Source organism: Rhizobium sp. C104 (assembly GCF_022354505.1).
In the GTDB taxonomy this organism is placed as follows: domain Bacteria; phylum Pseudomonadota; class Alphaproteobacteria; order Rhizobiales; family Rhizobiaceae; genus Rhizobium; species Rhizobium redzepovicii.
Genome location: NZ_CP092348.1, coordinates 3310619 through 3335610, shown reverse-complemented (window position 1 = coordinate 3335610; position 24992 = coordinate 3310619). Strand labels below are relative to the sequence as shown.

The 24992-nt window shown below is 62.6% G+C and carries 27 protein-coding genes; 6 read left to right on the top strand and 21 right to left on the bottom strand.

Annotated features, from left to right (window positions below; genetic code table 11):
• Position 1 precedes the first annotated feature (1 nt).
• The 3 genes from guaA to MF410_RS17670 all read right to left on the bottom strand — a co-directional run bounded on the left by guaA (position 2) and on the right by MF410_RS17670 (position 2761).
• Entirely contained in the window at positions 2 to 1564 is a 1563-nt protein-coding gene (gene guaA, locus MF410_RS17680; RefSeq protein WP_038686329.1) for a glutamine-hydrolyzing GMP synthase, read from the bottom strand.
• Positions 1565 to 1676: 112 nt separating this feature from the next.
• Complete coding sequence (locus MF410_RS17675) at positions 1677 to 2315, bottom strand: 5'-methylthioadenosine/S-adenosylhomocysteine nucleosidase (protein ID WP_097624581.1); 639 nt, start codon at positions 2313 to 2315, stop codon at positions 1677 to 1679.
• Entirely contained in the window at positions 2312 to 2761 is a 450-nt protein-coding gene (locus MF410_RS17670; protein WP_003544704.1) for a PaaI family thioesterase, read from the bottom strand. The genes MF410_RS17675 and MF410_RS17670 overlap by 4 nt, the downstream gene beginning before the upstream one ends.
• Positions 2762 to 2993: 232 nt before the next feature.
• Between MF410_RS17670 and MF410_RS17665 the strand changes: the two genes are divergently transcribed.
• Positions 2994 to 4070 (top strand): DUF2252 family protein, encoded by a 1077-nt coding sequence (locus tag MF410_RS17665; protein WP_097624582.1) that lies wholly within the window; start codon positions 2994 to 2996, stop codon positions 4068 to 4070.
• Here MF410_RS17665 and MF410_RS17660 read toward each other — a convergent pair.
• The 9 genes from MF410_RS17660 to MF410_RS17620 form a co-directional block, all read right to left on the bottom strand.
• Positions 4067 to 5146 (bottom strand): DUF1513 domain-containing protein, encoded by a 1080-nt coding sequence (locus MF410_RS17660; RefSeq protein ID WP_097624583.1) that lies wholly within the window; start codon positions 5144 to 5146, stop codon positions 4067 to 4069. The two genes, MF410_RS17665 and MF410_RS17660, sit on opposite strands and share 4 nt — an antisense overlap.
• A gap of 4 nt (positions 5147 to 5150) precedes the next feature.
• Positions 5151 to 6251, bottom strand: a complete 1101-nt coding sequence (locus tag MF410_RS17655; protein ID WP_097624584.1) for an imelysin family protein — start codon at positions 6249 to 6251, stop codon at positions 5151 to 5153.
• Complete coding sequence (locus MF410_RS17650; RefSeq protein WP_179867087.1) at positions 6251 to 8005, bottom strand: di-heme oxidoredictase family protein; 1755 nt, start codon at positions 8003 to 8005, stop codon at positions 6251 to 6253. Before MF410_RS17650 ends, MF410_RS17655 begins: the two co-directional genes overlap by 1 nt.
• 44 nt (positions 8006 to 8049) lie before the next feature.
• Complete coding sequence (locus tag MF410_RS17645) at positions 8050 to 9324, bottom strand: imelysin family protein (protein WP_097624586.1); 1275 nt, start codon at positions 9322 to 9324, stop codon at positions 8050 to 8052.
• Positions 9325 to 9505: 181 nt separating this feature from the next.
• Entirely contained in the window at positions 9506 to 10795 is a 1290-nt protein-coding gene (locus tag MF410_RS17640; RefSeq protein ID WP_097624587.1) for an RsmB/NOP family class I SAM-dependent RNA methyltransferase, read from the bottom strand.
• 205 nt (positions 10796 to 11000) lie between these two features.
• Entirely contained in the window at positions 11001 to 11363 is a 363-nt protein-coding gene (locus MF410_RS17635; protein WP_097624588.1) for a septal ring lytic transglycosylase RlpA family protein, read from the bottom strand.
• 407 nt (positions 11364 to 11770) lie between these two features.
• Entirely contained in the window at positions 11771 to 12640 is an 870-nt protein-coding gene (locus MF410_RS17630) for an SDR family oxidoreductase (RefSeq protein WP_097624589.1), read from the bottom strand.
• On the bottom strand, positions 12640 to 13797 hold the full coding sequence (gene queG / locus MF410_RS17625) for a tRNA epoxyqueuosine(34) reductase QueG (protein WP_097624590.1): 1158 nt from the start codon (positions 13795 to 13797) through the stop codon (positions 12640 to 12642). Before queG ends, MF410_RS17630 begins: the two co-directional genes overlap by 1 nt.
• Before the next feature lie 12 nt (positions 13798 to 13809).
• The gene (locus MF410_RS17620; protein WP_049730772.1) at positions 13810 to 14502 is read right to left on the bottom strand and encodes a glutathione S-transferase family protein; all 693 of its coding nucleotides are present in this window, start codon (positions 14500 to 14502) and stop codon (positions 13810 to 13812) included.
• Between the two features lie 229 nt (positions 14503 to 14731).
• On the opposite strand from MF410_RS17620, the gene MF410_RS17615 reads away from it, so the two are divergent.
• Positions 14732 to 15529, top strand: a complete 798-nt coding sequence (locus MF410_RS17615; RefSeq protein WP_097624591.1) for an undecaprenyl-diphosphate phosphatase — start codon at positions 14732 to 14734, stop codon at positions 15527 to 15529.
• 243 nt (positions 15530 to 15772) lie between these two features.
• Here the strand turns inward: MF410_RS17615 and MF410_RS17610 are convergent, their stop codons facing one another.
• The 8 genes from MF410_RS17610 to dnaN all read right to left on the bottom strand — a co-directional run bounded on the left by MF410_RS17610 (position 15773) and on the right by dnaN (position 21741).
• Positions 15773 to 15925, bottom strand: a complete 153-nt coding sequence (locus MF410_RS17610; RefSeq protein WP_003570911.1) for a hypothetical protein — start codon at positions 15923 to 15925, stop codon at positions 15773 to 15775.
• Between the two features lie 280 nt (positions 15926 to 16205).
• Entirely contained in the window at positions 16206 to 17186 is a 981-nt protein-coding gene (locus MF410_RS17605; protein WP_097624592.1) for a complex I NDUFA9 subunit family protein, read from the bottom strand.
• Positions 17187 to 17330: 144 nt separating this feature from the next.
• Entirely contained in the window at positions 17331 to 17618 is a 288-nt protein-coding gene (locus MF410_RS17600; protein ID WP_097624593.1) for a DUF1330 domain-containing protein, read from the bottom strand.
• 23 nt (positions 17619 to 17641) lie between these two features.
• The gene (gene pyrF / locus MF410_RS17595; RefSeq protein WP_097624594.1) at positions 17642 to 18349 is read right to left on the bottom strand and encodes an orotidine-5'-phosphate decarboxylase; all 708 of its coding nucleotides are present in this window, start codon (positions 18347 to 18349) and stop codon (positions 17642 to 17644) included.
• A 6-nt stretch (positions 18350 to 18355) separates the two neighbouring features.
• Positions 18356 to 18922: a histidine phosphatase family protein gene (locus MF410_RS17590; protein WP_239620440.1), complete on the bottom strand. Its 567-nt coding sequence runs from the start codon at positions 18920 to 18922 to the stop codon at positions 18356 to 18358.
• A gap of 15 nt (positions 18923 to 18937) precedes the next feature.
• Positions 18938 to 19537, bottom strand: coding sequence for a phospholipid N-methyltransferase PmtA (gene pmtA / locus MF410_RS17585; protein WP_097624596.1), 600 nt, complete (start codon positions 19535 to 19537; stop codon positions 18938 to 18940).
• A 95-nt stretch (positions 19538 to 19632) separates the two neighbouring features.
• Positions 19633 to 20544 (bottom strand): DUF72 domain-containing protein, encoded by a 912-nt coding sequence (locus MF410_RS17580; protein WP_097624597.1) that lies wholly within the window; start codon positions 20542 to 20544, stop codon positions 19633 to 19635.
• A 78-nt stretch (positions 20545 to 20622) separates the two neighbouring features.
• Positions 20623 to 21741 carry a DNA polymerase III subunit beta gene (dnaN, locus tag MF410_RS17575; protein WP_064835993.1) on the bottom strand — a complete coding sequence of 373 codons (1119 nt, stop codon included), beginning with the start codon at positions 21739 to 21741 and terminating at the stop codon, positions 20623 to 20625.
• A 93-nt stretch (positions 21742 to 21834) separates the two neighbouring features.
• Between dnaN and MF410_RS17570 the strand changes: the two genes are divergently transcribed.
• The 4 genes from MF410_RS17570 to MF410_RS17555 all read left to right on the top strand — a co-directional run bounded on the left by MF410_RS17570 (position 21835) and on the right by MF410_RS17555 (position 23885).
• Positions 21835 to 21993 (top strand): hypothetical protein, encoded by a 159-nt coding sequence (locus tag MF410_RS17570; protein WP_165503874.1) that lies wholly within the window; start codon positions 21835 to 21837, stop codon positions 21991 to 21993.
• A complete protein-coding gene (gene rsmI / locus MF410_RS17565) occupies positions 21990 to 22907 on the top strand; it encodes a 16S rRNA (cytidine(1402)-2'-O)-methyltransferase (RefSeq protein WP_097624598.1) in 918 nt (305 codons plus the stop codon). The genes MF410_RS17570 and rsmI overlap by 4 nt, the downstream gene beginning before the upstream one ends.
• Positions 22897 to 23265, top strand: coding sequence for a YraN family protein (locus tag MF410_RS17560; protein WP_097624599.1), 369 nt, complete (start codon positions 22897 to 22899; stop codon positions 23263 to 23265). Before rsmI ends, MF410_RS17560 begins: the two co-directional genes overlap by 11 nt.
• Before the next feature lie 116 nt (positions 23266 to 23381).
• Positions 23382 to 23885, top strand: coding sequence for a cupin domain-containing protein (locus MF410_RS17555; RefSeq protein WP_097624600.1), 504 nt, complete (start codon positions 23382 to 23384; stop codon positions 23883 to 23885).
• A 26-nt stretch (positions 23886 to 23911) separates the two neighbouring features.
• Here the strand turns inward: MF410_RS17555 and MF410_RS17550 are convergent, their stop codons facing one another.
• A complete protein-coding gene (locus MF410_RS17550) occupies positions 23912 to 24934 on the bottom strand; it encodes a LacI family DNA-binding transcriptional regulator (protein WP_097624601.1) in 1023 nt (340 codons plus the stop codon).
• Positions 24935 to 24992 lie beyond the last annotated feature (58 nt).

Genomic DNA, 24992 nt, shown 5'->3' with positions numbered 1-24992 from the left:
ATCATTCCCACTCGATCGTGCCGGGCGGCTTCGAGGTGACGTCATAGACCACGCGGTTGATGCCACGCACCTCGTTGATGATGCGCGTGGCGGCGCGGCCGAGGAATTCCATGTCGTAGTGGTAGAAATCCGCGGTCATGCCGTCGACGGAGGTGACAGCGCGCAGTGCGCAGACGAATTCATAGGTGCGTCCGTCGCCCATCACGCCGACGGTCTGGACGGGGAGCAGCACGGCGAAGGCCTGCCAGATGGCGTCGTAGAGGCCGGCCTTGCGGATTTCGTCGAGATAGATCGCATCGGCTTCGCGCAGGATTTCCAGCTTCTCGCGGCTGATGCCGCCGGGGCAGCGGATGGCAAGGCCTGGGCCGGGGAAGGGGTGGCGGCCGATAAAGCTGTCGGGCAGGCCGAGCTCGCGGCCGAGCGCGCGCACCTCGTCCTTGAAGAGTTCGCGAAGCGGCTCGACGAGCTGCATCTTCATGCGCTCCGGCAGGCCGCCGACATTGTGGTGCGACTTGATCGTCACCGACGGGCCGCCGGTGAAGGAAACGCTCTCGATCACATCAGGATAGAGTGTACCCTGGCCGAGGAAATCGGCGCCGCCGAGCTTCTTCGCCTCTTCCTCGAAAGTTTCGATGAACAGCCTGCCGATGATCTTGCGCTTGGTTTCCGGGTCGCTGACGCCTTCGAGCTCGCCGATGAAGCGGTCGGAAGCGTCGACATGCAAGAGATGCAGATTGTAATGCTCGCGGAACATGGCGACGACATTGGCCGCCTCGTCCTTGCGCATCAGGCCGTGGTCGACGAGGATGCAGGTCAACTGATCGCCGACCGCCTCGTGGATCAGGAGTGCGGCGACCGAACTGTCGACGCCGCCCGAAAGCGCGCAGATGACGCGCTTGTCGCCCACCTGCTTGCGGATCTCGTCGACCGCCTTCTGGCGATAGGCCGACATCGACCAGTCGCCCTTGATGCCGGCAATGTTATGAATGAAGTTGCCGATCAGCTTTGCGCCGTCGGGTGTGTGCACGACCTCGGGGTGGAACTGCACGCCGTAATATTTGCGCTTCTCGTCGGCGATGAAGGCGTAGGGGGCGTTGGAGGAGGTAGCAACCACCTCGAAACCGTCAGGCAGCGCCGTGACGCGATCGCCATGGCTCATCCACACCTGATGGCGCGAGCCGGAGGACCAGAGGCCCTCGAACAGCTGGCAGTCCTTGTCGACGTCGAGGAAGGCGCGGCCGAATTCGCGGTGATGGCCGCTCTCGACCTTGCCGCCGAGCTGCATGCACATCGTCTGCTGGCCATAGCAGATGCCGAAGACCGGCAGGCCGCTGTCGAAGATGATCTGCGGCGCTCGCGGCGACCCCTCGTCGACCGTGGAGGCCGGGCTGCCGGACAGGATCACGGCTTTCGGCTGGAGGCGCTTGAAGCCCTCTTCGGCCGATTGGAACGGAACGATCTCGCAATAGACGCCGGCCTCGCGCACGCGTCGTGCGATGAGCTGGGTCACCTGGCTGCCGAAATCGACGATGAGAACGGAGTCGGGATGTGCTGTCTGGGTCATGGCGAGGCTTTAATGAAAAGCGCTTCGCCTTGCAATCCGGGAAATCGGCGGCGTCGGATTTTTATTGTTCCGATTGTCCCCCGCGCAGCTGACGCGCGGCGCTTTCGAGCGGTCAGAACCAGAAAACCCCGTCCTCCAGCGCCGTGAACAGGCTGTCGACGCCGTAGGAGAGCTTGCGGTCGACGATGTGCAGATATTCCGTCCAGCCCGAGATGTGCTGCAGCTCGACCGCGCCGTCGGAAATGCCGCGAAGGCCGATCAGCGGCAGCTTGTAGCCCTGGCAGGCGCGCAGCACCGCATAGGTCTCCATGTCGACCATGTCGGCGTCGATGGCGCTATAGGCGGTGCCCGAGATGACATTGCCGCCTGTCGAAAGGCTTGCTTCGGCAATGCCCGGAATGCGCAGCGGCAGCTCAAGCGTTGCCGGCAGGTCGAGAAAGGGCGTGCGGCCCTTTTCGAAGCCGAGCGGCGAAGCGTCCATGTCGCGGTAGGAAACCGAGGTTACCTGATAGATTTCCGTCTGCTCCAGTTTGGCGGAGCCGGCCGAGCCCAGCGAAACCACGAGATCCGGCAGGTCGTCGGCGGCATCCAGCCGCGCCAGCGTCTTGGTCAGCGCGACCGCCGCCTCGACCGGGCCGACGCCGGTCATCAAGGGTTCGATCCGCGACCGCAGGAAGGGGCCGTATTCGGCCTCCGCCGCCATGACGAACAGCATGGATTTTCCCGCGACCGACTTCAACTCGAATTTCATCCCGTAATCCCTTCTCTACCGCGGATCACCATCATCGTTCCGGTCATGGAGGCGATGAGTTTCGCCGGCCCGTCGCTGATCGCGTAGCCTCGCCCGTCGGCGACGATGATGGTGGAGCCGGGTTTGGTAATTTCCCCGCGGAACAGGAAACGATCGCCACGCCCCGGCGACATGAGATTGACCTTGAATTCGATCGTCAGGATCGAGGCTTCGGGGTCGATGACGCTGTAGGCGGCAAAGCCGCAGGCTGAATCGAGCGCTGCAGAAATGATACCTGCGTGCAGGATGCCGTGCTGCTGTGTCAGTTTGACGTCGAAGGGAAGCTCGATCTCAACGACGCCGTGCTCGACGCGCGTCAGCTCCGCGCCGATCGTCTCCATCGCTGCCTGCCGCGCAAAATTGCGGCGGATTCGCGCGCGGAAATCGCCCCTGTCAGTCTCGCTCATGTCTGCCCCTCTTGCAGCCGGGAAAGTGGCATGGCGGGCCGGATTCGACAAGCTGCACATTGCTGAAATCGGTCTCAGCGCCGATGGAAAGCTGCGGCCGTGTCGCCGGGGCAACCTTTCGTCTTTCCGTCGCCATGCAAGCGGGTGATGCAAGCCGGTGCGAAGACGATTGCAGCTTCGCGCTCAGCGCGTATTCTCCGCGTCATGTCTCGAAAGAACGGAGCGCCGGCGCATGACGACGATATCGCAATCGGTCCGCAATTTCGAGACCTGGCTGGCGGGCGAACTCGGCGGCGATCTCGTCAAGGAGGATCTTCTTGAGAAGCACGAGAAGATGCGCAGCGGCGGCTTCGTCTTCCTGCGGGCCACCTATTGGCGTTGGTGCGAGACCATCCTCGATATCTGCCCGGAGCTTGGCCGCGCGCCCGAAGTGCTGGCGATCGGCGATACGCATCTGGAGAATTTCGGCACTTGGCGCGATGGCGAAGGCCGGCTCGTCTGGGGCGTCAATGATTTCGACGATGCGGCTGTGATGCCCTATGCGCTGGATCTCGTTCGCCTTGCGGCAAGCGCCATCCTGGCGCGCGGCGAGGATGGTCCCTCGGTTCGGATGATCGGCGAGTTGATCCTCAGCGGCTATCGCAGGGGCCTTGAAAATCCACTGCCCGTCATTCTCGAGCGGGATCACAAGTGGCTGCGCAAGGCGCTGATGCTGCCGAATTCCGAACGCCGGGAGTTTTGGGAGAAATATGAAATGCTGCTTCCCGGACGCGAGCCGCCGCCATCCGCTTATGCCAAGGCGCTCGCAGCTGGACTGCCGCCCGGTTCGGGACCTTTCGTGGCGAAGCCGCGCAGCGGCGGCACCGGCAGCCTCGGCCGGCCGCGTTTCGTCGCCTATGCGGAATGGCAGGGCGGGCCGGTGCTGCGTGAGGCCAAGGCGCTGATGCCGTCCGCCTGGTCGCTTCGCCACAGACCACAGGACATGGCGATCCATGTGGGAGAGATCGCCAATGGGCGGGCGCGGTGCGTCGATCCGCATTACCAGATTTCCGGCCGCATCCTCGTGCGCCGGCTCTCGCCGAACAGCTGTAAGATCGAAATCGACCGCCACTCCGAAATCCTGCTTTCGCCGACGATGCTCGAATTGATGGGTTTCGAGATCGCCAATTGCCATTCCAACGATGCGGCTGCGACAGCGAGGATTCTCCAGGATATCAAGACGCGGGGAAACGAATGGCTGCATGAGGCGGCCAGGGCCGCCGCCTCAAGCGTCAGTGCCGAGCAGAAAGCCTATTCGCGCGGCGGCTAAATCCGCACGATATGCTGGTCCCATGCGACGTCGCTGCGGGTCGACAGGAAATCGCCGTCGTAGGAGGAGACGGCAAAGCCGCTTTTGGCCGGGGCGATGCCGGCCGCGTCCGGAATGATCGTCTCGGCCAGGACCTTGCCCGTCCTTGCGTCGAGGGTCACCGAGGCGCCGCCCTTCGGCGAGGTGATGCCGACGATGCCCTCGCTGCGGTTGACGGCAATCGCACCAACGTAATTAGCCAGCCTGCGCGTCGTCTGCTCCGGCAGGTCGATGAAGGAAAGCTCTTCGCCCTTGGCGAAATGGCCGACGAGCGGCGGTAAATCCTTGCGGTGACCTTCGTATTGGCAGGCAAACCAGATGCGGCCCTTGTCGTCGAGATCGACGTGGCGGGTGGAAAGCTCCGCCCATTGCGCCGGCAGCACATGTTTTTCGACAAGCGCCCCGGTCGCCGCATCGATCAGCGCCAGCGACGGCTGCATCTCCCCGAGATTGAGTTTGGTGCGGCCGAAATCCGGATGCGTCTCGATGCCGCCATTGGCGACGATCAGAAGGCCTCCGTCATCGGAAACCGTCATATCGTGCGGACCGATGCCATAGGTCTCGTATTCGCCGATGCGGGTGAAGCGGTTGCCGGCGTCGTAGATGCCGATCATACCGCGATTGCCGTCGAAGTCGTTTTCGCTGGCGTAGAGAAAACGACCGTCGGGAGAAAAGGCGCCGTGGCCATAGAAATGCCGGTCTACCCTGGCGCTGATGACGATCGGCTCGCTCCTGTGCCAGGGGTCGAAGATCATGGCATAGGTGCCGGGCCGGCGGGCGAAAGCGACGGTCCTGCCGGAGACGGCGCTGAACGCCATGCCGTGGGCCCGGGCGGGAAGCTTGACCTGGTCGACGATCTCGCCGCGCTCCGTCACGGTGGCAACGGCAAAGGAGCCGTCGGCAGCGCGAATGCCCGAGGCATAAACTGCATCGGCCCGCTCCAGGGCCATCAGCGACTTCGGCGCCAAACTCGCAAGGAAGCCGAGTCCGGCGGCCTTGACGAAACCGCGTCGGTCGATAGCAGTTGTTCGCGTCATCGCTTCAGTCCCCGTCTGAAAAGGAAAAGCCGGCCGAGAGGCCGATTGCGGCGCCATATTCGTCGCTGATCCTAGTGATCAGATCACGGCTTTCGGCCAAAAGCGTGTCGAGCTTGGCCTTTTCCGCATCGCTTGTGGCGGCGTCTATATCGGGGTTGAGTTTCGGCACGCTGTCGAGCAGCGATTTGAAGTCTTCGTCGATCGAGGCGGCGACTGCCTGTTTGTCCGGCGGCAGAAGCTCGGCCATGCCGGCCTTCTGCCAGAGCGTGCGCAGGCCGTCGATATTGGCGGTCATTGATTTCCAGGTATTCTTGGAACGCCAGTAGATCGCCATGCGCGGGCGCGGCGTGGTGTCCTTGCCCTTGTAGAATTGCTCCAGCCGCTGGTCGCGGACGTTCTCGGCGCCGTGGACGAGAATGCCGAGCAGCGCTGTCACGGCTTCCTTATTGTCCATGAAATCGTTGCTCTGCGGACCCGGATGTTTCCAGCTCGCCTGCACGCCGTCCGGCTTTTCCCAGGCGGCGACGACTTCGCCGGCCTCACGCTGGATATTGCCGGCGACAGCGGCGCCGTAAAGGCAACGGAAGCCGCCCTTCTGCTTGATCAGATCGTCCGAGCCGTTGCCGTAAAGCACGTATTCCAGCGCCGTCAGGCCCTGCAGCGCCACACTCTTGCCGGCGATCGCATCGACCGTCGCATCCTTCGGGTCGGCCTTGGCGATTAGCGCCTGCACCTGCTTCAGGCCAACGCCCTTGCGGTCGGGGTAGAACAGGATGTGTTCGAAGAGATTGTCCTGGATAACAGGTCCGGTCTGGACGATTTCGATGATCGACCAGTAGCGGATCGTATCGTCAAAGGCCGACTTCGCCTTATCCAGCGTCTGCTGGGTGCCGCCGTCGCAAAGATCCTTCATCGCCGTCGTCAGCCGGGCGGCGGACTGCTGCATGTTGCGATAGCCGGGGCGGATCACCTCGTCGACCGCGCGTTGCATCACGGCGGGAACGGCATCCTCGTTCATCCCTGCCGGCGGAGCGGCGGTCTGGGCAGCCGCCGACGTGGCAAGGCCGATCAGAGTGAGGCAGAGCAGGGGGTGCCAAAGGCGCATCAAAGTGACTCCAGGAATGTAATCAGGGCCGCCCTGTCGTCTTTCGACAGGGAGGAGAAAGCGTTGCGGGCCTTGTCTGCTTCGCCGCCGTGCCAGAGGATCGCCTCGGTGAGATCCCGCGCACGGCCGTCATGCAGGAAAAAGCTGTGTCCGCTGACAGTCCGGGTCAGTCCTATACCCCATAGCGGTGGCGTGCGCCATTCACGTCCGCTTGCAAGACCGACTTGCTGCCCGTCGGCAAGCCCGTCGCCCATATCGTGCAAAAGGAAGTCGGAATAGGGCCAGATCAGTTGGAAGGACTGCGCCTTGTCTGCCGAATCCCGGCGGGTGACGAATTTCGGCACATGGCAGGAAATGCAGCCGCTTTCATAGAAAATCCGTTTGCCCTTCAGCGTCTCGGGAAAGCTCGCCTTGCGGCGCGCCGGAACGGCAAGATTTTCGGAGTAGAAGGTCACGAGGTCGAGAATGGGGCCCGGCGCTTCTTCCGCGCCCAGCCGTTTCTGCACGCCGGTCGGCAGATCGAGGCATTTCTCCTCCGCCTTGGTGCAATCACCATGCGCGTCCGGGTGGTCGGGTGTCGAGATGCCGATATCATTGGCAAATGCGTCGGCATTCTGGTCGCGCACCGTGGCGTTCTGTGCCTTCCAGCCGAAGCGGCCGAGCGCGATCTCGCCGCTGCGGTGATCACGGACGATCGCCGCCTTGCCCGAAATGCCGTCGCCATCGGCATCATCGGGGTCGGCATGGGCAAGGATATCTGCCTCGGGAATGGCCTCGATCAGCCCGAGGCCGATCATGGCGGGGGCGACACGCGCCGAGATCGTCGTCGCCGCATCGAGCGGTCCATAGGCCAAGTTGGTCGCCGCATAATGCGGGCGGCGCAGAGACACGGTTTCGCCGTCGCCAAGCGTTGCCGTCTCCTCATCATAGCGGATCGTCATCCGGCCTTCGGCGGCAAGACCGGGAACGGCAAGATCCTGCAGCTGATGGCCATAGACCGGATCGGGGAAATTGAGGATATCCGCGCCTGCGATCGCCTTTTCTTCCTCCGGCGTTGCGGCCGCACGGGAAAGCCGCAGGAACATCGAGACGGCGCTTGGACCCCCTTCCGGCGGTTTGCCGCGGCCGTCATTGACGTGACAGCTCATGCAGGAGCGGGCGTTGAAGAGAGGGCCGAGCCCATCGGAAGCCTGCGTCGAGGAGGGGGAGGAAACCCAGAGCTTACGGAAAAGCGCATTGCCGAGCTTGAAATTCTGCTCTTCCTCGAAGGGAATGTTGGCCGAAATATGCGAGAAACTGTCTTCGGTGACGGGATCGATCGAGGTCGCCCCGCCCGCCTGCATCGCCTCATATTGTTCAGCTTTGGAAAAATCGCTAGTCGGCCGCGTCACGTCGGCGACGCGTTTGAGATCGGTTTCGGGAAGGTCGGTGCGTTTGGTTGGAAGATCGAAACCGGAGGCAAAAGCCACGGGTGCTCCGGCAAGGGCGGCGTAGGCTGCGACGCGGAGGCATGGGCGGAGTTTTGAGAGGACGCGATGAGCCCGAGCGGTAAGCTCCGGGGTGCTGGCGCGCGCTTCCTTTGCAACGCCCTCATTCGCTTCCTCGGGCTTTGCCCGAGGGATGTCACAGGAATCCAGTGCGCCCAAGTCCTTGGGCGTGGAAGACTCCCCTCTGACCGAGTCATTCACGGCGCGGACGCGCCGTGGCTGGATTCCTGTGACGAGCACAGGAATGAGGGAAGTAACAAATCGCATTTCAGAGTCGGGGCCGCTCCGTCATCGAAGCGGCCCGCCTTTGCTTATTTGAAGACGGCGTTAGGATTATCCAAGCTGTCGGAACCTTCAAGCTGAACCGTGCCGAGATCGAGTGCGGCAATAACGCGCTGTACCGATTTCGTCTGGTCGATCAATCCGTCGATGGCGGCCTGAACAACGGCGTTGCCTTCCTTGTTGCCTTCGCCGATCATCTGGTCGTACTTCTCGACTGTCTCGCCGCGCTTGGCCATGGCATTCATCGCGTCGAGCGTCTTGTTGAGCTTGCCTTCCGTCTCGGCGTCGAGCGCTTTGTCCTTGGCGGCCACCAGATCATGCAGCGACGGTCCGCTGAGCTTGGTGCCGTCGACGCGGGTATAGTTGCCGGTATAGGCGGCGGCAATGCCGATCGCGTCGTTCAGATGCGAGTTGTAGGTGTTGTCGGAGAAGCAATCATGCTCTTCCTCGGGATCGTGCAGCAGCAGGCCGAGCTTCATGCGCTCGCCGGCAAGCTCGCCGTAGGAAAGCGAACCCATGCCAGTCAGGATCGCGACGAGGCCGGCCTTCGGGTCAGCTTCGACATTCTTCGTCGCAGCGCCGTCCGCGTTCCAGTTGTCGGTCATTTCCTGCAGGTCGGAAACCAGCAGGGTGGAGGCGGATTTCAGATATTCGGCGCGGCGGTCGCAATTGCCGTGCGTGCAATTCTTCAGGTCGTAATCGGTCGCCGGGCGGTTGCCGGCGCCGGGTCCCGTGCCGTTCAGATCCTGGCCCCAGAGCAGGAATTCGATGGCATGGTAGCCGGTCGCGACGTTTGCTTCGATGCCGCCGGCCTCGGCCAGCGTGCCGGAGAGGAATTCCGGCGTCAGCTTGGAGGCGTCGACATCCTTGCCGTCGATCTTGATCGTCTTGTTGGCGATGACATTTGCGACATAGAGAGAGTTTTCGTCGCTCTCGGTGCCGTAGGAGGGATCGACGTAGTCGATCAGGCCTTCATCGAGCGGCCACGCATTGACCTTGCCTTCCCAGTCGTCGACGATCGGATTGCCGAAGCGATAGACTTCCGTCTGCTGATAGGGAACGCGCGCCTTGATCCAGGCGTCCCGGGCGGTCTTCAGCGTCGCGTCATCAGGCGTCTTCAGGAAGGCGTCGATCGCGGCATCGAGCGCCTTTGCCGTTGTCAGCGAGTCTTCGTATTTGGCATGGGCCACTTCGGCATAGTGTTTCACCACGGCGGCGGCATCGGTCTCGCCATGCGCGGGAAGGGCGAGCAGGGCTGCGGGGGCGATCGCCAGCACGGCTGCGCGGAGTTTATTGAGCTTCATTATCCTCTCCTGTGACGGATTTTCCGTCTAAATCGGGCCCCGTCTCTTCGCCCAAAAGCAAACTGGTGTCAAATGCTCTAGTTTGGAATGGTTTTAAGGATGCAAGAGGTCTGCACACGCGCTTGTTTTGCGGAGCATTCGCCCGGAAAAATCGGCAACCACCGCGCCATTTGCCGCGGCGTCAGCCCTTCCGCTGCAGGCGGCAAAAGAAGAAGCCGTCCGTATCTGTGGAAGCCGGCGTCAGCGTCACTGTCAGGCCATCGGAAGAGTGCGGGCGCGGGGCGTCTTTGCCGAAGAGCGCATCCCAGGCGGGCAGGGCGCTGACGATCTGGAAATCAGGATTGTCGGCCGTGAAGCGGCGCACCTGTTCCTCGTTCTCCTGCGGCAGCACCGAGCAGGTGACGTAGATCAGCTCACCGCCTGGCTTGACGAAGCCGCTTGCCTGCGCCAGCGCGCCCTGCTGCTGGGCGGTGCGTTCGTCGAGGTTCTTCGCCGTCAGCCGCCATTTCGTATCGGGGCGGCGGCGCCACGTGCCGGTGCCAGTGCAGGGCGCGTCGACAAGCACCTTGTCGCAGCGTCCGGCAAGCCCGGCAAGGCCCTTGGCGTCGTCATGCACCTGGACATTGCGTGTGCCGGCCCGCTTCAGCCGCTCGATGATCGGGGCCAGCCGCTTGCGGTCGGCGTCGTAAGCGTGAACCTGTCCCTTGTTCTGCATGGCGGCGGCCATGGCGAGCGTCTTGCCGCCACCGCCGGCGCAATAGTCGAGGACCTGGTCGCCCTCATGGGCGAGCACCAGGTCGGCGACGATCTGCGAACCCTCGTCCTGAACTTCGAACCAGCCTTTTTGGAACGAAAGTTCGGCCGTCACGTTGGGAAGTCGCGAAGCGCCTTCGCCGGCGGCAATCCGGATGCCGTAGCGGGCGATTTTCGCTGCATGTGCACCGGCGCGTTCGAGCGCCTTGACGGCCTTGTCGCGGGAGGACTTCAAGATGTTGGCGCGCAGATCAAGTGTCGGGCGCGTCGCGAGTGCCTGCGCCTCGGAGAGCCAGCCGGCGCCGAAGGCCTGTTCGAAGGAGGGTTGGACCCATTCGGGAATATCGCCGCGGATATGCGGCGGCGCATCGTCGAGCGAGCGGCTTGCGAAGGCCGAGAGGGCATCGGCCGAAAGCGGTGCCGGCGCGAACTTGTCGTCCGCCAGTTCGGCGGCGAGACTGTCGGGGGTGAAACCCCATTGGCGGAACATGACGGAATGGGCAATGGCGGCGGCACTCTCGTCGTCCATCAGCCAGGCATGGGAAAGCCGCATGCGCAGGGCGTCATAGACGATGTTGCCGATGGCGGCGCGGTCGCCGGAACCGGCGAAGCGGTGCGCAAGGCCCCAGTCCTTCAGCGCGTCGGCAACGGGCCGCTTGCGGGCATCGATATCCGCGAGCACAGAAATCGCCCCTTCGAGGCGGCCGCCCAGACGCATTCACAAATCTCCTAATTGCCATGACGTGTGATCGGTCCGCATGGTCACGACAGGCGCGGGCGGAATGTTCACAAGTCTCAACCGCGTGGTAACCGCGATTGACGGCAAGAGCAAGCGCCGGTGACGGCGCAGCCAATTGCTGCAAGGCCGGCCTGGCCCCAGCTGACCACCTCGATCAGCTTTGGCTGATCACCGGCTGTCAGCTTTAGCTGATCACCTGGTAGCAGACCTTCGCCGTGCCGGAGCTGACCATGCCGATGTTCTGTGCCGCGGCGCGCGACAGGTCGAGTACCCGGCCGCGGATGAACGGACCGCGGTCGTTGATGCGAACGACGACGGTGCGGCCATTGTTGCGGTTGGTGACCTTGACCTTGGTGCCGAAGGCAAGCGAACGATGTGCGGCAGTCAAGACGGCGGGATTCATACGTTCTCCGGAAGCAGTTTTGGAGTGAAGTGCGTACCATGAAGCACCGCCGCAGCCATTTCCAGCAAAACTCTCCGCCGGAAGCAGGAAAGAGCAGGCTGCAATAGTTGCGGCAGCGATAATAGAACGACATATTTTCTTCAAAACAGAGTATCCCTCAACTATTGAACTCACGCCCTTGCAGGCGGCGGGGCTTAAATCTGTGAAAAAGTGGCGAAAAAGTGCCGCGCATGATCACGGAATGTTACAATATGTAATATTCGTGAGTGCGATGATGGAATTTCGGAAGCGGGCGGTGATGGGGGAAACGGAAAAAACGCAGTGAAATCAGTTAAAATCCGAACGAATTTTTCAGTGGAGCGGTTAACATCCCGGCACTCACAAAAATCGCGAAATTTTTTTTCCGGCTTCGCCATATTTTCCGCCACATTTGCGCAAATTTAAAGGCCGTTAACCATAATATACGGCGAAAATCATCCCGACAAATGGGTAAAGTAGGTATTTCCTACTCATTATGGGCGCTGATTTTGAGTGTATGAAACGCTTGGGCTCTAGCCCCGCCAGCGTCCGTCCTGCCACAATTGCGCAAGCGACATCGGATAGTTCGGGAAGGCGAATTCGAAGCCGGCGGCCTTGAGTTTCGCATTCGAAACCCGCTTGTTCTCGCCGTAGAAGGAGCGCGCCATCGGCGTCAGCTCGGCGGTCTCAAACGCCTGCTCCGGCGGGGGTTCGACGCCCATCAGCCGTGCCGCCTCGACAATCACGTCCTGCGGCGGGCCGGGCCGGTCGTCGGTGACGTTATAGATGCCGCTGAGGCCATGCTCTGACAGGAAGCGGGTCGCGGCACCGATATCCTCGACGCGGATACGGTTGAACACCTGGTCCTTCTTGATCAGCCGCCGCGCCGTGCCCTTGTCCAAATTGCAGAAGGCATTGCGCCCCGGCCCGTAAATGCCGGAAAGGCGCAGCACCGCCGCCGGCACACCGCACGCCTCACCCATTGCCAGCCAGCCCGCTTCCGCTTCGAGCCGCTCCTTCGAGCGCCCGGATACGGGCACGCAGGGTGTTTCCTCATCGATCCAGGCGCCCTTGTGATCGCCATAGACGCCGACGGTGGAGAGATAACCGATCCATTCGAGGCTGGACGGCAGGCTTGCGCGGTCTTCGTCCAGCAACCGAAGCAACGGGTCGCCTTTGCCGGGCGCGATCGACTGCACGAGGTGGGTGACGCTTCCCAGCGCCCGGCGCAAGTCGTCGGTCACGGTCTCGCCGTCGAAAAGGAAGGCTTCGATGCCGTATTGCCGGAACGCCGCCATCTTGTCGGCCGAGCGGGTAGTGCCGGAAATGCGCACGCCGTTGCCGGCAAAGGCCTTGGCGATCGCCGTGCCGGAAAAACCGCAGCCAAAAATCATCACATGCATCAGCCCACTCCCGCCAACCGCCATTCGTTCAATACGTCGTCATCGCTCTCACCAGCCCTTTGTGCGGCAAAGGCCGAGAATTCGTCAGCCGCCATCAGCCGCGACAGCGCCCACACTGCCATTCCCCGCACCACCGGCGAGGCGTCGCCGGCGAGCAGCCGACATTGGGCGATAAGCGCCTTCTCGCCGGAATTGCCGGCGGCGATCAGCACATTGCGGATAAAGCGGTCACGGCCGATCCGCTTCACCGGCGAGCCGCTGAAAAAGGTGCGGAAAGCGGCATCGTCAAGCGTCAGCAGAAAGGCGATCGATGGCTCCTGCAGATCGTCCCGCGCCTTCAGCTTCATCTCGGAGGCCGCATTTGCGAACTTGTTCCACGGACAGGCGGCCAGACAATCGTCGCAGCCATAGATGCGATTGCCGATCGGCACCCGCAGTTCAGGATCGATCGGCCCCTTATGCTCGATGGTGAGGTAGGAAATGCAGCGCCGCGCATCGATCTGATAGGGTCCCGGAAAGGCGGCCGTCGGGCAGGCGTCGAGACAGGCGCGGCAGGAGCCGCAATGATCGGTCTCTTCAGCGTCGACGGCGAGATCGGCGGTGGTGAACATGCTGCCGAGAAATAGCCAGGAACCGTGCGTGCGGCTGACGAGGTTGGTATGTTTGCCCTGCCAGCCGAGGCCGGCTGCCGCCGCCAGCGGCTTTTCCATGACAGGGGCGGTATCGACGAAGACTTTGACATCGGCGTCGGCCCGCGCCGCAAATCGCGTGGCGATTTCCTTCAGCCGGCCCTTGATGATGTCGTGATAGTCGCGGTTGCGGGCATAGACCGAGATCGCAGCCTTATCGGGTTTGGCGAGGATGCCGCGCGGATCTTCTTTAGGGGCGTAGTTGAGGCCGAAGACCACGACGGACCGCACCTCGCTCCAGAGTGTGCGCGGATCGCCGCGACGGTCGCGGGTCTCCGCCATCCACTCCATCGTCCCATGGCGCCCGGCATCGATGAACTGGCCGAGGCGCTCTTTGGCTTCGGGAATCGCGTCGGGCCGCGTGATGCGGCAGAGATCGAATCCCTTGGCGGCAGATTCCGCCCGCACGAACATGGTCAAATTGTCGCGGCGGCGGCGCTCTTTGTCATCTCTATCGGCTTCGGGCATGGAGAGCCCTCGTCAGAAATCCAGATCGGCATAATGCGAAACCGGCGTCAGGCCGCGCACCCGCTCGGTCAGCATCGGCCGGAAGGAGGGGCGCGATTTCAGCCGCTGGTACCAGTCCTTGACGACGGGCGCATCAGCCCAGTCGATCTCGCCGAGATAATCGAGGATCGAAATCGAGGCCGCGGCGGCAAGGTCGGCATAACTCATCCGCTCGCCCGCAAGCCATTGGCGCGAGCCGGCAAGCCAGGTGAGATAGCGCATATGCTGGCGGATATTCGCGCGGGCCGTGCGCAAAATCTTCGAATCCGGCGCGCCGCCGCCCTGATCGGCGGTCATCTGCAACTTGTAGACACGCTCGCGGGCGAGCGGCTTGGTCACGTCGTTTTCCATCTTCTGCATGAACCACTCGCTCAGCCGGCGGATTTCCGCCCGCTGGAAAGGGTCCTCGGCGAGCAGCCGCCGGTCGCGCTTCAACACGCCATGCGTCTCGTCCAGATATTCGGAAATGACGGTCGCGCCGCAGAGCGCCCGCATGCTGTCGTCGACATAAACAGGCAGCGTGCCGGCCGGGTTGAGCGCCAGGAAATCCCGGCGCTTCTCCCATGTCTGCTCCTCGATCAGATCCGCCTGATAGCCGTATTCGGCCAGGATCAGCCGGACGAAGCGAGATGCGGATGACATGGGATGATGATAAAGCGTGGGCATCGATACTCGAGCTTCGTGATTGCTGTTACAGGACTGTGTGGCAGCTCAGTTATAGCGCCCTAGTCATGACTCATTGGTTGAAGCTATAGGAGCTTGGCCCCGCCAATACAAGCGAATCGGATTTTACGCCATCTGACAATGGCGAGATACGGTCTAACGAAAGAATGGAAGCGGCGGCCTGATCGACCCAAGCGGTCAGGCCCGACCGACCTTTAAACGGAGACAATGTATGGATTATATCAATGCTGCGCTTCTCGGTGTCATCGAGGGGATCACCGAATTTCTTCCGATCTCGAGCACCGGCCACCTGATCATTGCGGAGCAATGGCTCGGCCACCGGTCGGACATGTTCAATATCGTCATTCAGGCCGGCGCTATCCTCGCCGTCACCATCATCTACTGGCGTCGGCTGCTGGATCTGGTGCTTGGCTGGCGGGAGCCTGAGAATCGCGACTATGCCGCCAAGCTGATCGTCGCCTTTCTCATCACTGCGATTCTCGGACTTATCGTCAAGAAGCTCGGCTTCGAACTGCCGGAGACCGCGACGCCGATCGCCTGGGCGCTCATCATCGGCGGTTTCTGGATGATCTTTGCCGAATGGGCCGCGGCGCGCAAAGCCCCCCATAAGGAAATCACCTGGCTCGTCGCCATCCTCGTCGGCATCGCCCAGATCGTCGCCGGTGTCTTCCCGGGAACCTCGCGCTCCGGCGCTACGATCTTCGTCGCCATGCTGGCCGGCACCGGCAACCGCGCCGCAGCGACCGAATTTGCCTTTCTCGTCGGCATCCCCACCATGTATGCGGCGAGCGGCTATGAATTGCTGAAGACCTTCAAGGACGGCGGCGCGGCAAACGAAGACTGGACGGCACTCGGCATCGCCTTCGTCGTTTCCACGATCGTCGCTTTCATCGCCGTCAAATGGCTGCTGGCCTATATCAGAAGCAACCGCTTCACGCTGTTTGCCGTCTACCGCATCATTCTCGGCGTCCTGCTGCTCGGCATGGCCGCAACCGGCTTGATCGGCTGAGACATCCCAACGCATTGCATTCGCGCGGCTCCCCGGCGCGAATGCAATTTGCCGCGTCGAGCTTATGGACAGGCATGCGATTGCCAGCCAAGGGCGCCGTATTTTTCAGATAGCAAGATAAGCGGTGCTCGCTGCTGTTTTGAAGCGGGCAAGACCGGGCGTTCATTTTGGAGCGTCCTGCTTCAGGCGCTCCGACCGCTAGGTGTCTTTATGAAAGATGCCGGCGGCGAGGCCGGCCTTTCGTCAATGGCTGATCGAAGCCGTCGAGCAAGGATCGACGCCGTAGGCCGGCGAGCAGCCGCCCTTCACTGCTGCGACCGAACCGGACGCAACGAAGGAGCCTGCAAGGATAACCAGCGCCGCACACGCAAACAGGAGCGCGATTGACTTGCCCATCGAGAAATGCCTTTCACAGTGATTGCCGCACGCGATGCCAAGCGTTGAGTCCGTTGGAAGACGCGCGGGTTTGGTAGTCAGTGGAATGGCAAATAGCAATAAACGTTCCTGCTAAATTTGGTGTTAATTCCACAAAATTTCCGATGCGTCTTTTATGCAACTGCGCCTGATATGGCCGGCACAACAACATTTCAAACTTGCGCCGGCTTTGCTTAAGCCGGCAAAGCAAAACGCCGTCCGCGGCGTGCGCGAACGGCGTCCTCCAGAAGCTCGAAACTGTTCAGGCGGCCTTGCCGGTGCCGGTATACTGGCCGTGCGGACGATAATGCACGAGATAGGAGCCGAGCACCGATGCGGCCATGGTCGGCGCAATGCCGAGGCCCTTCAGCGTGCGGCCTTCCGCCTCGGCGGCCGGCGAAACGATGTTGTCATGCTTCAGCATACGAACCTGATCCGGGGTGATCGGCGGCGTTATGAGGGGGATCAGCGAGGCGATGCTGCCGATCATCGACGCAATGCCGAAGGGCAGGGAGACCAGCGGGTTCTTGCGGCTCGTCACCTTCAGCATCATCTCGAGACATTCGCGGAAGCTCAGCACCTCGGGCCCGCCAAGCTCATAGACCTTGCCGCCGGCAACCTTGCCGTCGACGGCGCGGGCGACGGCCTCGGCGACATCCTCGACATAGACGGGCTGGAATTTCGTCTTGCCGCCGCCGATCAGCGGCAGGACCGGCGACATGCGGGCCATGTCGGCAAACTTGTTGAAGAAGCTGTCTTCCGGGCCGAAGACGATCGACGGGCGGAAGATCACAGCATCGGGCTTGACCGAGAAGATGGCGGTTTCGGCGCGGCCCTTGGTGCGGCCATAGCCGGACTCGGAATTGGCATTGGCGCCGATCGCCGAAATATGGGCGAGCGTGGCGCCTGTGCCGCGCGCCGCTTCAGCGACCGCGCGCGCGCCGAATTCCTGCACCGCGTCGAAGGTGTTGCGGCCGGTTTCGTGCAGAATGCCGACGCAGTTGACGACATGATCCGCACCGTCGACGGCGCGGTCGATCGAGTTGCGATAGCGCAGGTTCGCCTGGACGAAGGAAATCTGGCCGACATTGCCGAGCGGCTGCAGGAAGCCGGCGAGATCGGGACGGCGCACGGCGACGCGGATATTGTAGCCGCGCTTGGCGAGTGCCCGGACCACGTGCCTGCCCACGAAGCCGGATCCTCCGAATACGGTGACGAGCGGCGGCAGGTTGGCAAGGGTCATGGCAGGTTCCTCGAAAGGCTGGGCAGGATGCTGTATCGGCACCCGTCTTAGCCGAATCCCGGCGCGACGGGAAGGCCCATCGCACCGTCAGTTTTTGCGGATCCGAACTCGCCTGACGCATCGTCCGAAACGACGCACGGCGCTCTAGACGCCTTCGACGACGACCATTTCCGCATCCGCCGCTTCCTGGCGGATTTTGGCGGCGATCTGGTATTCCGGTGAATTGTAGCAGTCGACGGCATGCTGCATCGAGGGGAATTCGATCACGACGTTGCGGGCGCGCGCCTTGCCTTCCAGTTCGGTCAAGGCGCCGCCGCGCGCCAAGAAATTTGCGCCGTATTTTTCGAAGGCGGGTTTGGCCGCCGCCACATAATCCTTATAGCGCTCTGCATCGCGAACATCGACGCGGGCGATCCAATACCCCTTGGCCATGGTCTTCTCCCTTTTGGTGTCTGTCAGCGGTTTGCCGGCCAGCGCGCAGCAACCATTTCGTTGAGCACGGCGCGAGCGGCATGCCGGGGATCGGGCGCCTTGACGATCGGCCGGGCAACGACGAGGTGTGTCGCTCCCGCCTTCAGCGCGTCGAACGGCGTCATCACCCGCTTCTGGTCGCCATGGTCGCTGCCCGTCGGACGAATGCCGGGGGTGACGATCGCCATGTCGGGTCCGACGATCTCGCGCACCTCCGCCGCCTCAGCCGCTGAGCAGACGATACCGCCCATGCCAGCGGCGCGCGCTTGTCCGGCTCGGCGCAGCACCAGGCTGTGCGGATCCTGGCTGTAGCCGGCGTCGGCAAGGTCTTCGGCATCCATCGAGGTCAGCACGGTGACGCCGAGCAGGCAGAGGTCGGAGCCGGCCGCCGCCTCGACCGCCGCCTTCATCGCCTTGGGATAGGCATGCAGCGTCAGCATCGACATGCCCATCTTGGCGATGTTCTCGACGCCTGAAGCAACGGTATTGTCGATGTCGAGCAGTTTCATGTCGAGGAAGATCTTCTTGCCGCTTGCGGCAAGATCGCGGGCGAATTCCAGCCCGCCGGCAAAGACCAGCTGATAGCCGATCTTATAGAAGAGAATGTCGTCGCCGAGCGTGGAAACCAGTTTTTCCGCCTCGCCGATCGTTGGAACATCCAGGCCGACGATCAGCCGCTCGCGTGCGTCCATTTCAAGTCACCCCCGCCAGTCTTCGATGGGTGTCCAGTCGCATGTCAGGGCCAGATCCGCAAGGCCGAAAGCATAGAGATTGCCGCCGCCGCCCGGCTGGTCGCGGTCGCGGCCGATCGGCTTGCCGGCCAGATGGCATTTGAGCAGCGTGCCGACGCCGCCATGGCCGACGAAGGCGATCGGGGCTGTCGCATCATGCGTGGCAAGAACGGTCTTCACCGCCTCGACGATGCGGGCTTGCGCGTCGACGGCGCGCTCCCAGCCCTTGAAGCTCTCTTCCGGATGGGCGAAGAACCAGTTGGCCGCTTCCTCGAATTGCGCAGGCGGCAGGAAGCCGGTGGCCGAACGGTCGTTTTCATGCATGCCGTGGACGATCTCGATCGTCACGCCGGTGGCTTCCGCCAAAATTTCGGCCGTCTCGATCGCCTTGGTTTCGTCGCTGGAGATGATCTGCCGCAATTGCCGCGCCCAGGCGCTCTCGGCCGCTTTGCGCGCACGCGCGGCGCCGACATCGGAAAGCCCCCATTTTGGCACCGGCACGTTGGCATCGATCTTGACTTGCGGATGGGTGATATAGAGTTCCGAACATCAGCCGCGCTTATAAATCCAGAGCTGCGCCGGCGGGATGTTGCGCATGACGAAGTCGAAATGCTGAATATGGTAACGGTCGGGATTGGCGGCGATCGGCGAGATCGCGCCGTAGGAGATCTGCACCACCGGCCGGCCGGCAGGCAGGCGGTCGAGCAGGCTTTCGAGCAGCGAGACGCGCATCGCCATCGGGAAGTTCAAGAGCGGAATGCAGGAGATGACGCAATCGAACGTCTGGTCGCCGAAGGTGCCAAGTGTGGTCTTGAGATCGAAGGCATCGCCGTTGATGAAGTGCACACCGGGATAGGCGCGCAGCAGATGCTGGTGGAAATCCGTCGAATATTCGATCGCGACCAGATTGTCCGGCTTCACACCGCGGCCGAGGATCGCCTTTGTGATCGCGCCGGTGCCGGGCCCGAGCTCGAGCACCGGTAGCCCGGAATGCATGTCGATGACGCTTGCCATGCGCCTGGCGGTGATCGAGGAGGTCGGCACGATCGAGCCGACCGTCTTCGGCCCCTGCATCATCCCCCGGAAGAAACGGATTTCCTCATCGAATCTTTTCCCGAGCTGTTCCTTGACCTTGACCCTTAAGCGCATTCTCCACCCATCCGCATGTTGATCGACTGTCTTAATATGCCGCTTGTCGCTGTCGGGACAAGGATTTTCGCAACAAGGATACCGGCATCAACAGCTCATGCGGCTTTCGGGGCGGAACGCGGCATAAGATCGGCAAGCCTTTGGCAAAGATGATCGGCGTCAACAGGCGCGCGCAGCTTCTTGTCGGTATTGTCGAAATAGAGATAAACGTCGCGGCCCTTGCTGGACGCTGCGAGCGGCGCCAGCACCCGCGTCGCATTTTTCGGTTCTCCGCCGGTTGCCCAGGCACGGATGCGTTCGGCCCATAGGTCGAGTGCCTCGTCCTCATAGCCGCTGACATAAAGTTGTTCGGAACCATGCAGGCGGCAATAGATGAAATCGGCGGTGATATCCATTAGCAATGGCCATTCCACCGTGTCGGCGCAGACGAGGGCGACATTATGTCGCCGGAGCATCTCGATGAAGGCGGGAGAGCGGAAGCTGTTGTGGCGGATTTCGAGCGCGTGGCGGATCGGCTGATCGCCGTCGCTTCGAAGCCAGGCCCGGCCTTTGACGTGCCCGTCATGCCGCTTGGCAAGTGCTTCAGCCGCATCGCGGTCCTGCGGCAGCAGCGCCAGGAAATTTTCGAAAAGATCGGGATCGAAAGCCATGTTCGGCGGGAATTGCCAGAGGATCGGCCCAAGCTTGGGGCCAAGCCGCAGCAGGCCGGAGGCGAGAAAATTGGCGAGCGCCGTCTCGATCTCGCGCAGCCGCAGCATATGCGTGATGAAGCGCGGCCCCTTGACCGCGAAGACGAAATCACCAGGTGTTTCGTCGCGCCAGCGGCCGAAGCTTTCCGAACGCTGCAGGCTGTAGAAGGTGCCGTTGATCTCGATCGACGGGAAGCGCCGGGCGGCGTAAGAAAGCTCCTGCTTCTGCGGCAGGTCCTTCGGATAGAACTGGCCGCGCCAGGGCGCATAGGTCCAGCCGGATACGCCGATGCGCACCGTTCCCGCCTTTTTCATCATCGGATCCTCCGTTTTCACAGGAGGAGCAATCCTCCGCTTAACTGGAGGAAAAACGGGGCCGGGGGGCCTTCGTTCCCGTCAGACGCGCATCGGCATCAGCACGTAGAGCGCATCGTCGCCCGCCGTGTCGCGGATCAGCGTCGGCGAGCCGGCATCGGCCAGCAGGAAGATCGCTTGCTCGCCGGAAAGCTGCGCGGTGATGTCGAGCAGGTATTTGGCATTGAAGCCGATTTCCATCGCATCCGTGTCGTAACCGACGGCGACTTCCTCGGTCGCGCTGCCGGAATCCGGATTGTTAACCGTCAGCATCAGCTGCCCTTCGGACAGCGCCAGCTTGACGGCGCGGCCGCGCTCGGACGAAATGGTGGAAACACGGTCGACGGCCTGGGCGAAGGTCGTGCAGTCGACGCGCATTTCCTTGTCGTTGCCCGTCGGGATGACCCGCTGGTAATCCGGGAAGGTGCCGTCGATCAGTTTCGAGGTCATGACGATCGAGCCGATGGTCAGGCGGATCTTGGCGTCGGAGACCTCGACGGTCACCGTCACCTCCGGATTGTCGACCAGCTTCTGCAACTCGCCGACCGTCTTGCGCGGAATGATGATGCCGGGCATGCCTTCGGAGCCGGAGGGCGCATCGACATCGGCGCGCGCCAGCCTGTGGCCGTCGGTGGCGACTGCCCTGAGCTTCAGGTCGCCATTGCTCTCGATCGTGTGGAAGAAGATGCCATTGAGATAGTACCGCGTCTCTTCCGTCGAGATGGCGAACTGCGTGCGGTCGATCAGCATCTTCAGATCGGTCGCCTTCAGCTTGAAGGAATGCGTGAAGGTGCCGGCGGTCAGATCGGGAAAGTCGGATTCGGGCAGGCACTGCAGCGAGAATTTCGAGCGGCCGGACTGCACGGTCATCGAGCCGCCGTCGGTGCTGGTGGCGAGCAGCACTTCCGAGCCGTCCGGAAGCTTGCGCACGATATCGTAGAGAAGATGGGCCGGAACGGTGGTGGCGCCGGCCTGCTCGACGCTTGCCGGTGTCGCCTCGGTTATTTCGAGGTCGAGGTCGGTCGCCTTCATGTCGAGGTTCTGGCCGTCGGCCTTGAGCAATACGTTGGACAGGATCGGGATCGTGTTGCGACGTTCGACCACGCGGTGCACGTGGTTCAGCGATTTCAACAGGTTTGACCGCTCAATAGTAATACGCATGGAATGCTACCGCTTTCGACCGTGACTGTCCGGGCGCATCGAGCACCCGAAGAATGCTTTCCCGGCCTGAGACCGGAGGAGTGGACGGGCAAAATGGCAGACTTCAGCATCGGATTGCAAGAGGCATGGAGGGCCAAGCGCCTGCATTTGCGGTTTTCCCGGGCAATTCTCACAGAAATCCGAACCCTTGCCGAAGCCGTGCCGCTCGCCCATAAAGGCGCGATGACGGCGGGACGAAAGCAAATTGCATGAATGAGGAAACGACAGAGCAGGCCGCCACCCGGCGAAGCTTCCGCCTGCACAATATGGCGGTGCCGGCGCGGCCGCTGGAGCCGGCGCTCTATCTGGTCGCCACCCCGATCGGCAATCTCGGCGATATCACGCTGCGGGCGCTGGAAACGCTGGCCGGCGCCGATGTGCTCGCCTGCGAGGATACGCGCGTCACCCGCGTGCTGCTCGACCGCTACGGCATCCAGAATCGACCCTTCGCCTATCACGAATACAATGCCGACGAGGCCGGCCCGCGGCTCCTCCAGGCGTTGGAGGCCGGCCGCTCGGTGGCGCTGGTCTCCGATGCCGGCACGCCGCTGGTCTCCGATCCCGGCTATCGGCTGGCGCAGCAGGCAATTGCGGCAGGTTACCGCGTCATTCCCATTCCCGGCGCATCGGCGCCGCTTGCAGCCCTTGTCGGCTCCGGCCTGCCGAACGACGCCTTTCTGTTTGCCGGCTTCCTGCCGGTCAAGGACAAGGCCCGCCGCGACCGTCTCGGCGAACTTGCCGCGGCCCCCGCGACGCTGATCTTCTTTGAATCGCCGCATCGCATCGGCGCCACGCTTCTTGCAGCCGCCGACGTGCTGGGCAGCGCCCGGCCCGCCTCCGTCTGCCGCGAGCTGACCAAGACCTATGAGGAGTTCCGCCGCGGCACGTTAGGCGAGCTTGCCGCGCACTACCGGGAGGTGGACAACGTCAAGGGCGAGATCGTCCTCGTCGTCGGGCCGCCGGAGCCGGTGGAAACGCCGGAGGCCGATGTCGAAGCCGTGCTGGCCGATCTGTCGAAGACCATGCCGACGGCCAAGGCCGCGGCCGAGGCGGCCCGTCTCACCGGTCTGCCGCGCAAGGTGCTCTACCAGCGCCTGCTGGAGCTGAAGGGCGCCGATGGGCGATAGCGACCTCACCGCCCTGAGAAGAAAGGCGCTACGCCGCGGCCTGATGTCGGAATATGTCGCCGCCGTCTTTCTGATGCTGAAGGGTTACCGCATCCTGGCGCTGCGCCACCGCACCCGGCTCGGGGAGATCGATATTATTGCCCGCAAGGGTGACCTCGCCGTCTTCGTCGAAGTCAAGGCCCGCCACGGCGAGGCGGCAGCTGTCGACGCCGTCTCCGCCGCCGCCCAGAAGCGCATACGAGCGGCAAGCGATCTCTGGCTCGCCCGCCAGCCGGATCAGGCCCGGCTTTCCCAGCGTTACGATATTGTCGCGGTGACGCCACGGCGGCTGCCGCGACACTTTCCTGACGCCTTCTGACCTCGTTTCAACCCATCCTTGTCCGGATCGTTAAAATTTTAGTGCCCGTTTGAACCAGGTGCTCACGACTCTCTGTTAGCCAAATCTCGGTAGGGATAACAATTGGGGATTGTTTCATGGCCTGGAAGCTGATGCTTGCAAGTGCGGTCGCCATGGCCGCGCGCTCGGTGCCTTATGCCGTGGTAAAGCCGGCCGGCAAATCCTTCGTCGCGCATGCAAGCGATCTCTTGCCGCTGAAATCGACGCCGATCAATCCGGACTGGATTATCAGCGGCAATCCGCAGGCCCGCACCGCCGAGCATTCGCGCGGTCATGACGAGGCCTCGCTGACGGCGATCTGGGACTGCACATCAGGCGAATTCCGCTGGTATTTCGGCTGGGACGAGACAGTGATGATCCTCGAAGGCGAGGTCCATATCACTGCCGAGGACGGCACCGAACGCACGCTCTGCGCCGGCGACGTCGCCTTTTTCGCCGGCGGAACCTGGGCGAGCTGGCGGGTCGACAACTATGTCCGCAAGGTCGCCTTCCTCCGCAAGCCCTTCCCGAAGCCCCTGGCGATTGCCTATCGCCTGCGCAACATGCTGCGTAACGGCGGCAATCAGGGCATCGCCGCCTGAAAAGCGCCGCCGCCCATCATGCGCGACTAATCGGGCTGGGGCGGGGCGGTGGTTTCGCCCTCTAAAACCTCGCAGGCAAACAGGATCGGATTGTCGAGCTCAGGCGCGGTCTGCTTGTTCAACAGAACGGCGACCGCGGCGGCGGCGACATCCTGGATCGGCTGCTTCACCGTCGTCAGGCGCGGCGTCGTCATGCTGGCGAGCGGGATGCCGTCGAAGCCGACGATGGAAAGGGCCGCGGGAACCGGAATTCCCAGATCATGCGCTGCCCGCATGCAGCCGATTGCCTGCTGGTCCGAGCTGGCAAAGATCGCCGTCGGCCGTTCGTTGCGGGCGCGGGCCAGAAGATAATTTCCAGCCGAGCGGCCGCTCTCATAGTCGAAAGCGGCTTCGGCGATCAGCGGCGGTCCCGCCGTTTTCGCGCTGCCGTCCGCCTGCTCCCCCGCCTGCTCGATTGCGTCGAGATAACCCCTCAGGCGGTCGTTGGCGGGGACCGAGTGTCCAGGCCCTGAGATGAAGCCGATGCGGCGATGGCCGAGCTTCAGAAGGTGCTCGACGCCGAGGCGAACGCCCGCGCGGTGATCGGCGGCGATGCCGGAATATCCGGGCATAAGACGGTCGACGACGACGATCGGCAACCCTTTCGGCAGCTTGAGCGTATGAAAATCATTGCTGGGGACGAGAATGATGCCGTCGACCTTCCGGCTCGTCAGCTGCTTGATCCGATCGGCTTCCTTGGCCGCATGATCAAGCGAGGTCATGACGATGATATTATAGCCGTGATTGGCCGCCGCCTGTTCTGCCGATTGCACGAGTTCGGAGAAGAAGGGATTGGTCAGATCCGGGATGACGATGCCGATCAGGCGGCTGACCTTGCTGCGCATGCTTCTTGCCGACGGGTCGGGCAGATAACCCAGGTCCTTGATGATCCCTTCGACGCGTGCCCGCACATCCTTGGTCACGGACGGATGATCGTTCAAAACCCTGGAAACGGTGCCGGTGGAAACACCCGCAAGCTTGGCAACATCCCTGATCCCGACCTTTGACATGACAGAAATAGATGCCCTTCATCTTCGCCTGCGCAAGGCGCCCGAGGGCGCCTGATCC

Bases quoted from the DNA above. Each gene is read 5' to 3' on its own strand.
- MF410_RS17620 (WP_049730772.1), bottom strand. From the start codon at position 14,502: ATGCCCACGCTTTATCATCATCCCATGTCATCCGCATCTCGCTTCGTC.
- MF410_RS17555 (WP_097624600.1), top strand. From the start codon at position 23,382: ATGGCCTGGAAGCTGATGCTTGCAAGTGCGGTCGCCATGGCCGCGCGC.
- MF410_RS17580 (WP_097624597.1), bottom strand. From the start codon at position 20,544: ATGATGAAAAAGGCGGGAACGGTGCGCATCGGCGTATCCGGCTGGACC.
- MF410_RS17665 (WP_097624582.1), top strand. From the start codon at position 2,994: ATGACGACGATATCGCAATCGGTCCGCAATTTCGAGACCTGGCTGGCG.
- MF410_RS17605 (WP_097624592.1), bottom strand. From the start codon at position 17,186: ATGACCCTTGCCAACCTGCCGCCGCTCGTCACCGTATTCGGAGGATCC.
- pyrF (WP_097624594.1), bottom strand. From the start codon at position 18,349: ATGGACGCACGCGAGCGGCTGATCGTCGGCCTGGATGTTCCAACGATC.
- MF410_RS17550 (WP_097624601.1), bottom strand. From the start codon at position 24,934: ATGTCAAAGGTCGGGATCAGGGATGTTGCCAAGCTTGCGGGTGTTTCC.
- MF410_RS17600 (WP_097624593.1), bottom strand. From the start codon at position 17,618: ATGGCCAAGGGGTATTGGATCGCCCGCGTCGATGTTCGCGATGCAGAG.
- MF410_RS17570 (WP_165503874.1), top strand. From the start codon at position 21,835: ATGGCAGACTTCAGCATCGGATTGCAAGAGGCATGGAGGGCCAAGCGC.
- MF410_RS17615 (WP_097624591.1), top strand. From the start codon at position 14,732: ATGGATTATATCAATGCTGCGCTTCTCGGTGTCATCGAGGGGATCACC.
- queG (WP_097624590.1), bottom strand. From the start codon at position 13,797: ATGCCCGAAGCCGATAGAGATGACAAAGAGCGCCGCCGCCGCGACAAT.
- MF410_RS17640 (WP_097624587.1), bottom strand. From the start codon at position 10,795: ATGCGTCTGGGCGGCCGCCTCGAAGGGGCGATTTCTGTGCTCGCGGAT.
- dnaN (WP_064835993.1), bottom strand. From the start codon at position 21,741: ATGCGTATTACTATTGAGCGGTCAAACCTGTTGAAATCGCTGAACCAC.
- pmtA (WP_097624596.1), bottom strand. From the start codon at position 19,537: ATGCGCTTAAGGGTCAAGGTCAAGGAACAGCTCGGGAAAAGATTCGAT.
- MF410_RS17675 (WP_097624581.1), bottom strand. From the start codon at position 2,315: ATGAAATTCGAGTTGAAGTCGGTCGCGGGAAAATCCATGCTGTTCGTC.
- MF410_RS17645 (WP_097624586.1), bottom strand. From the start codon at position 9,324: ATGAAGCTCAATAAACTCCGCGCAGCCGTGCTGGCGATCGCCCCCGCA.
- MF410_RS17560 (WP_097624599.1), top strand. From the start codon at position 22,897: ATGGGCGATAGCGACCTCACCGCCCTGAGAAGAAAGGCGCTACGCCGC.
- MF410_RS17670 (WP_003544704.1), bottom strand. From the start codon at position 2,761: ATGAGCGAGACTGACAGGGGCGATTTCCGCGCGCGAATCCGCCGCAAT.
- MF410_RS17630 (WP_097624589.1), bottom strand. From the start codon at position 12,640: ATGCATGTGATGATTTTTGGCTGCGGTTTTTCCGGCACGGCGATCGCC.
- MF410_RS17655 (WP_097624584.1), bottom strand. From the start codon at position 6,251: ATGCGCCTTTGGCACCCCCTGCTCTGCCTCACTCTGATCGGCCTTGCC.
- MF410_RS17610 (WP_003570911.1), bottom strand. From the start codon at position 15,925: ATGGGCAAGTCAATCGCGCTCCTGTTTGCGTGTGCGGCGCTGGTTATC.
- MF410_RS17650 (WP_179867087.1), bottom strand. From the start codon at position 8,005: ATGCGATTTGTTACTTCCCTCATTCCTGTGCTCGTCACAGGAATCCAG.
- MF410_RS17660 (WP_097624583.1), bottom strand. From the start codon at position 5,146: ATGACGCGAACAACTGCTATCGACCGACGCGGTTTCGTCAAGGCCGCC.
- rsmI (WP_097624598.1), top strand. From the start codon at position 21,990: ATGAATGAGGAAACGACAGAGCAGGCCGCCACCCGGCGAAGCTTCCGC.
- guaA (WP_038686329.1), bottom strand. From the start codon at position 1,564: ATGACCCAGACAGCACATCCCGACTCCGTTCTCATCGTCGATTTCGGC.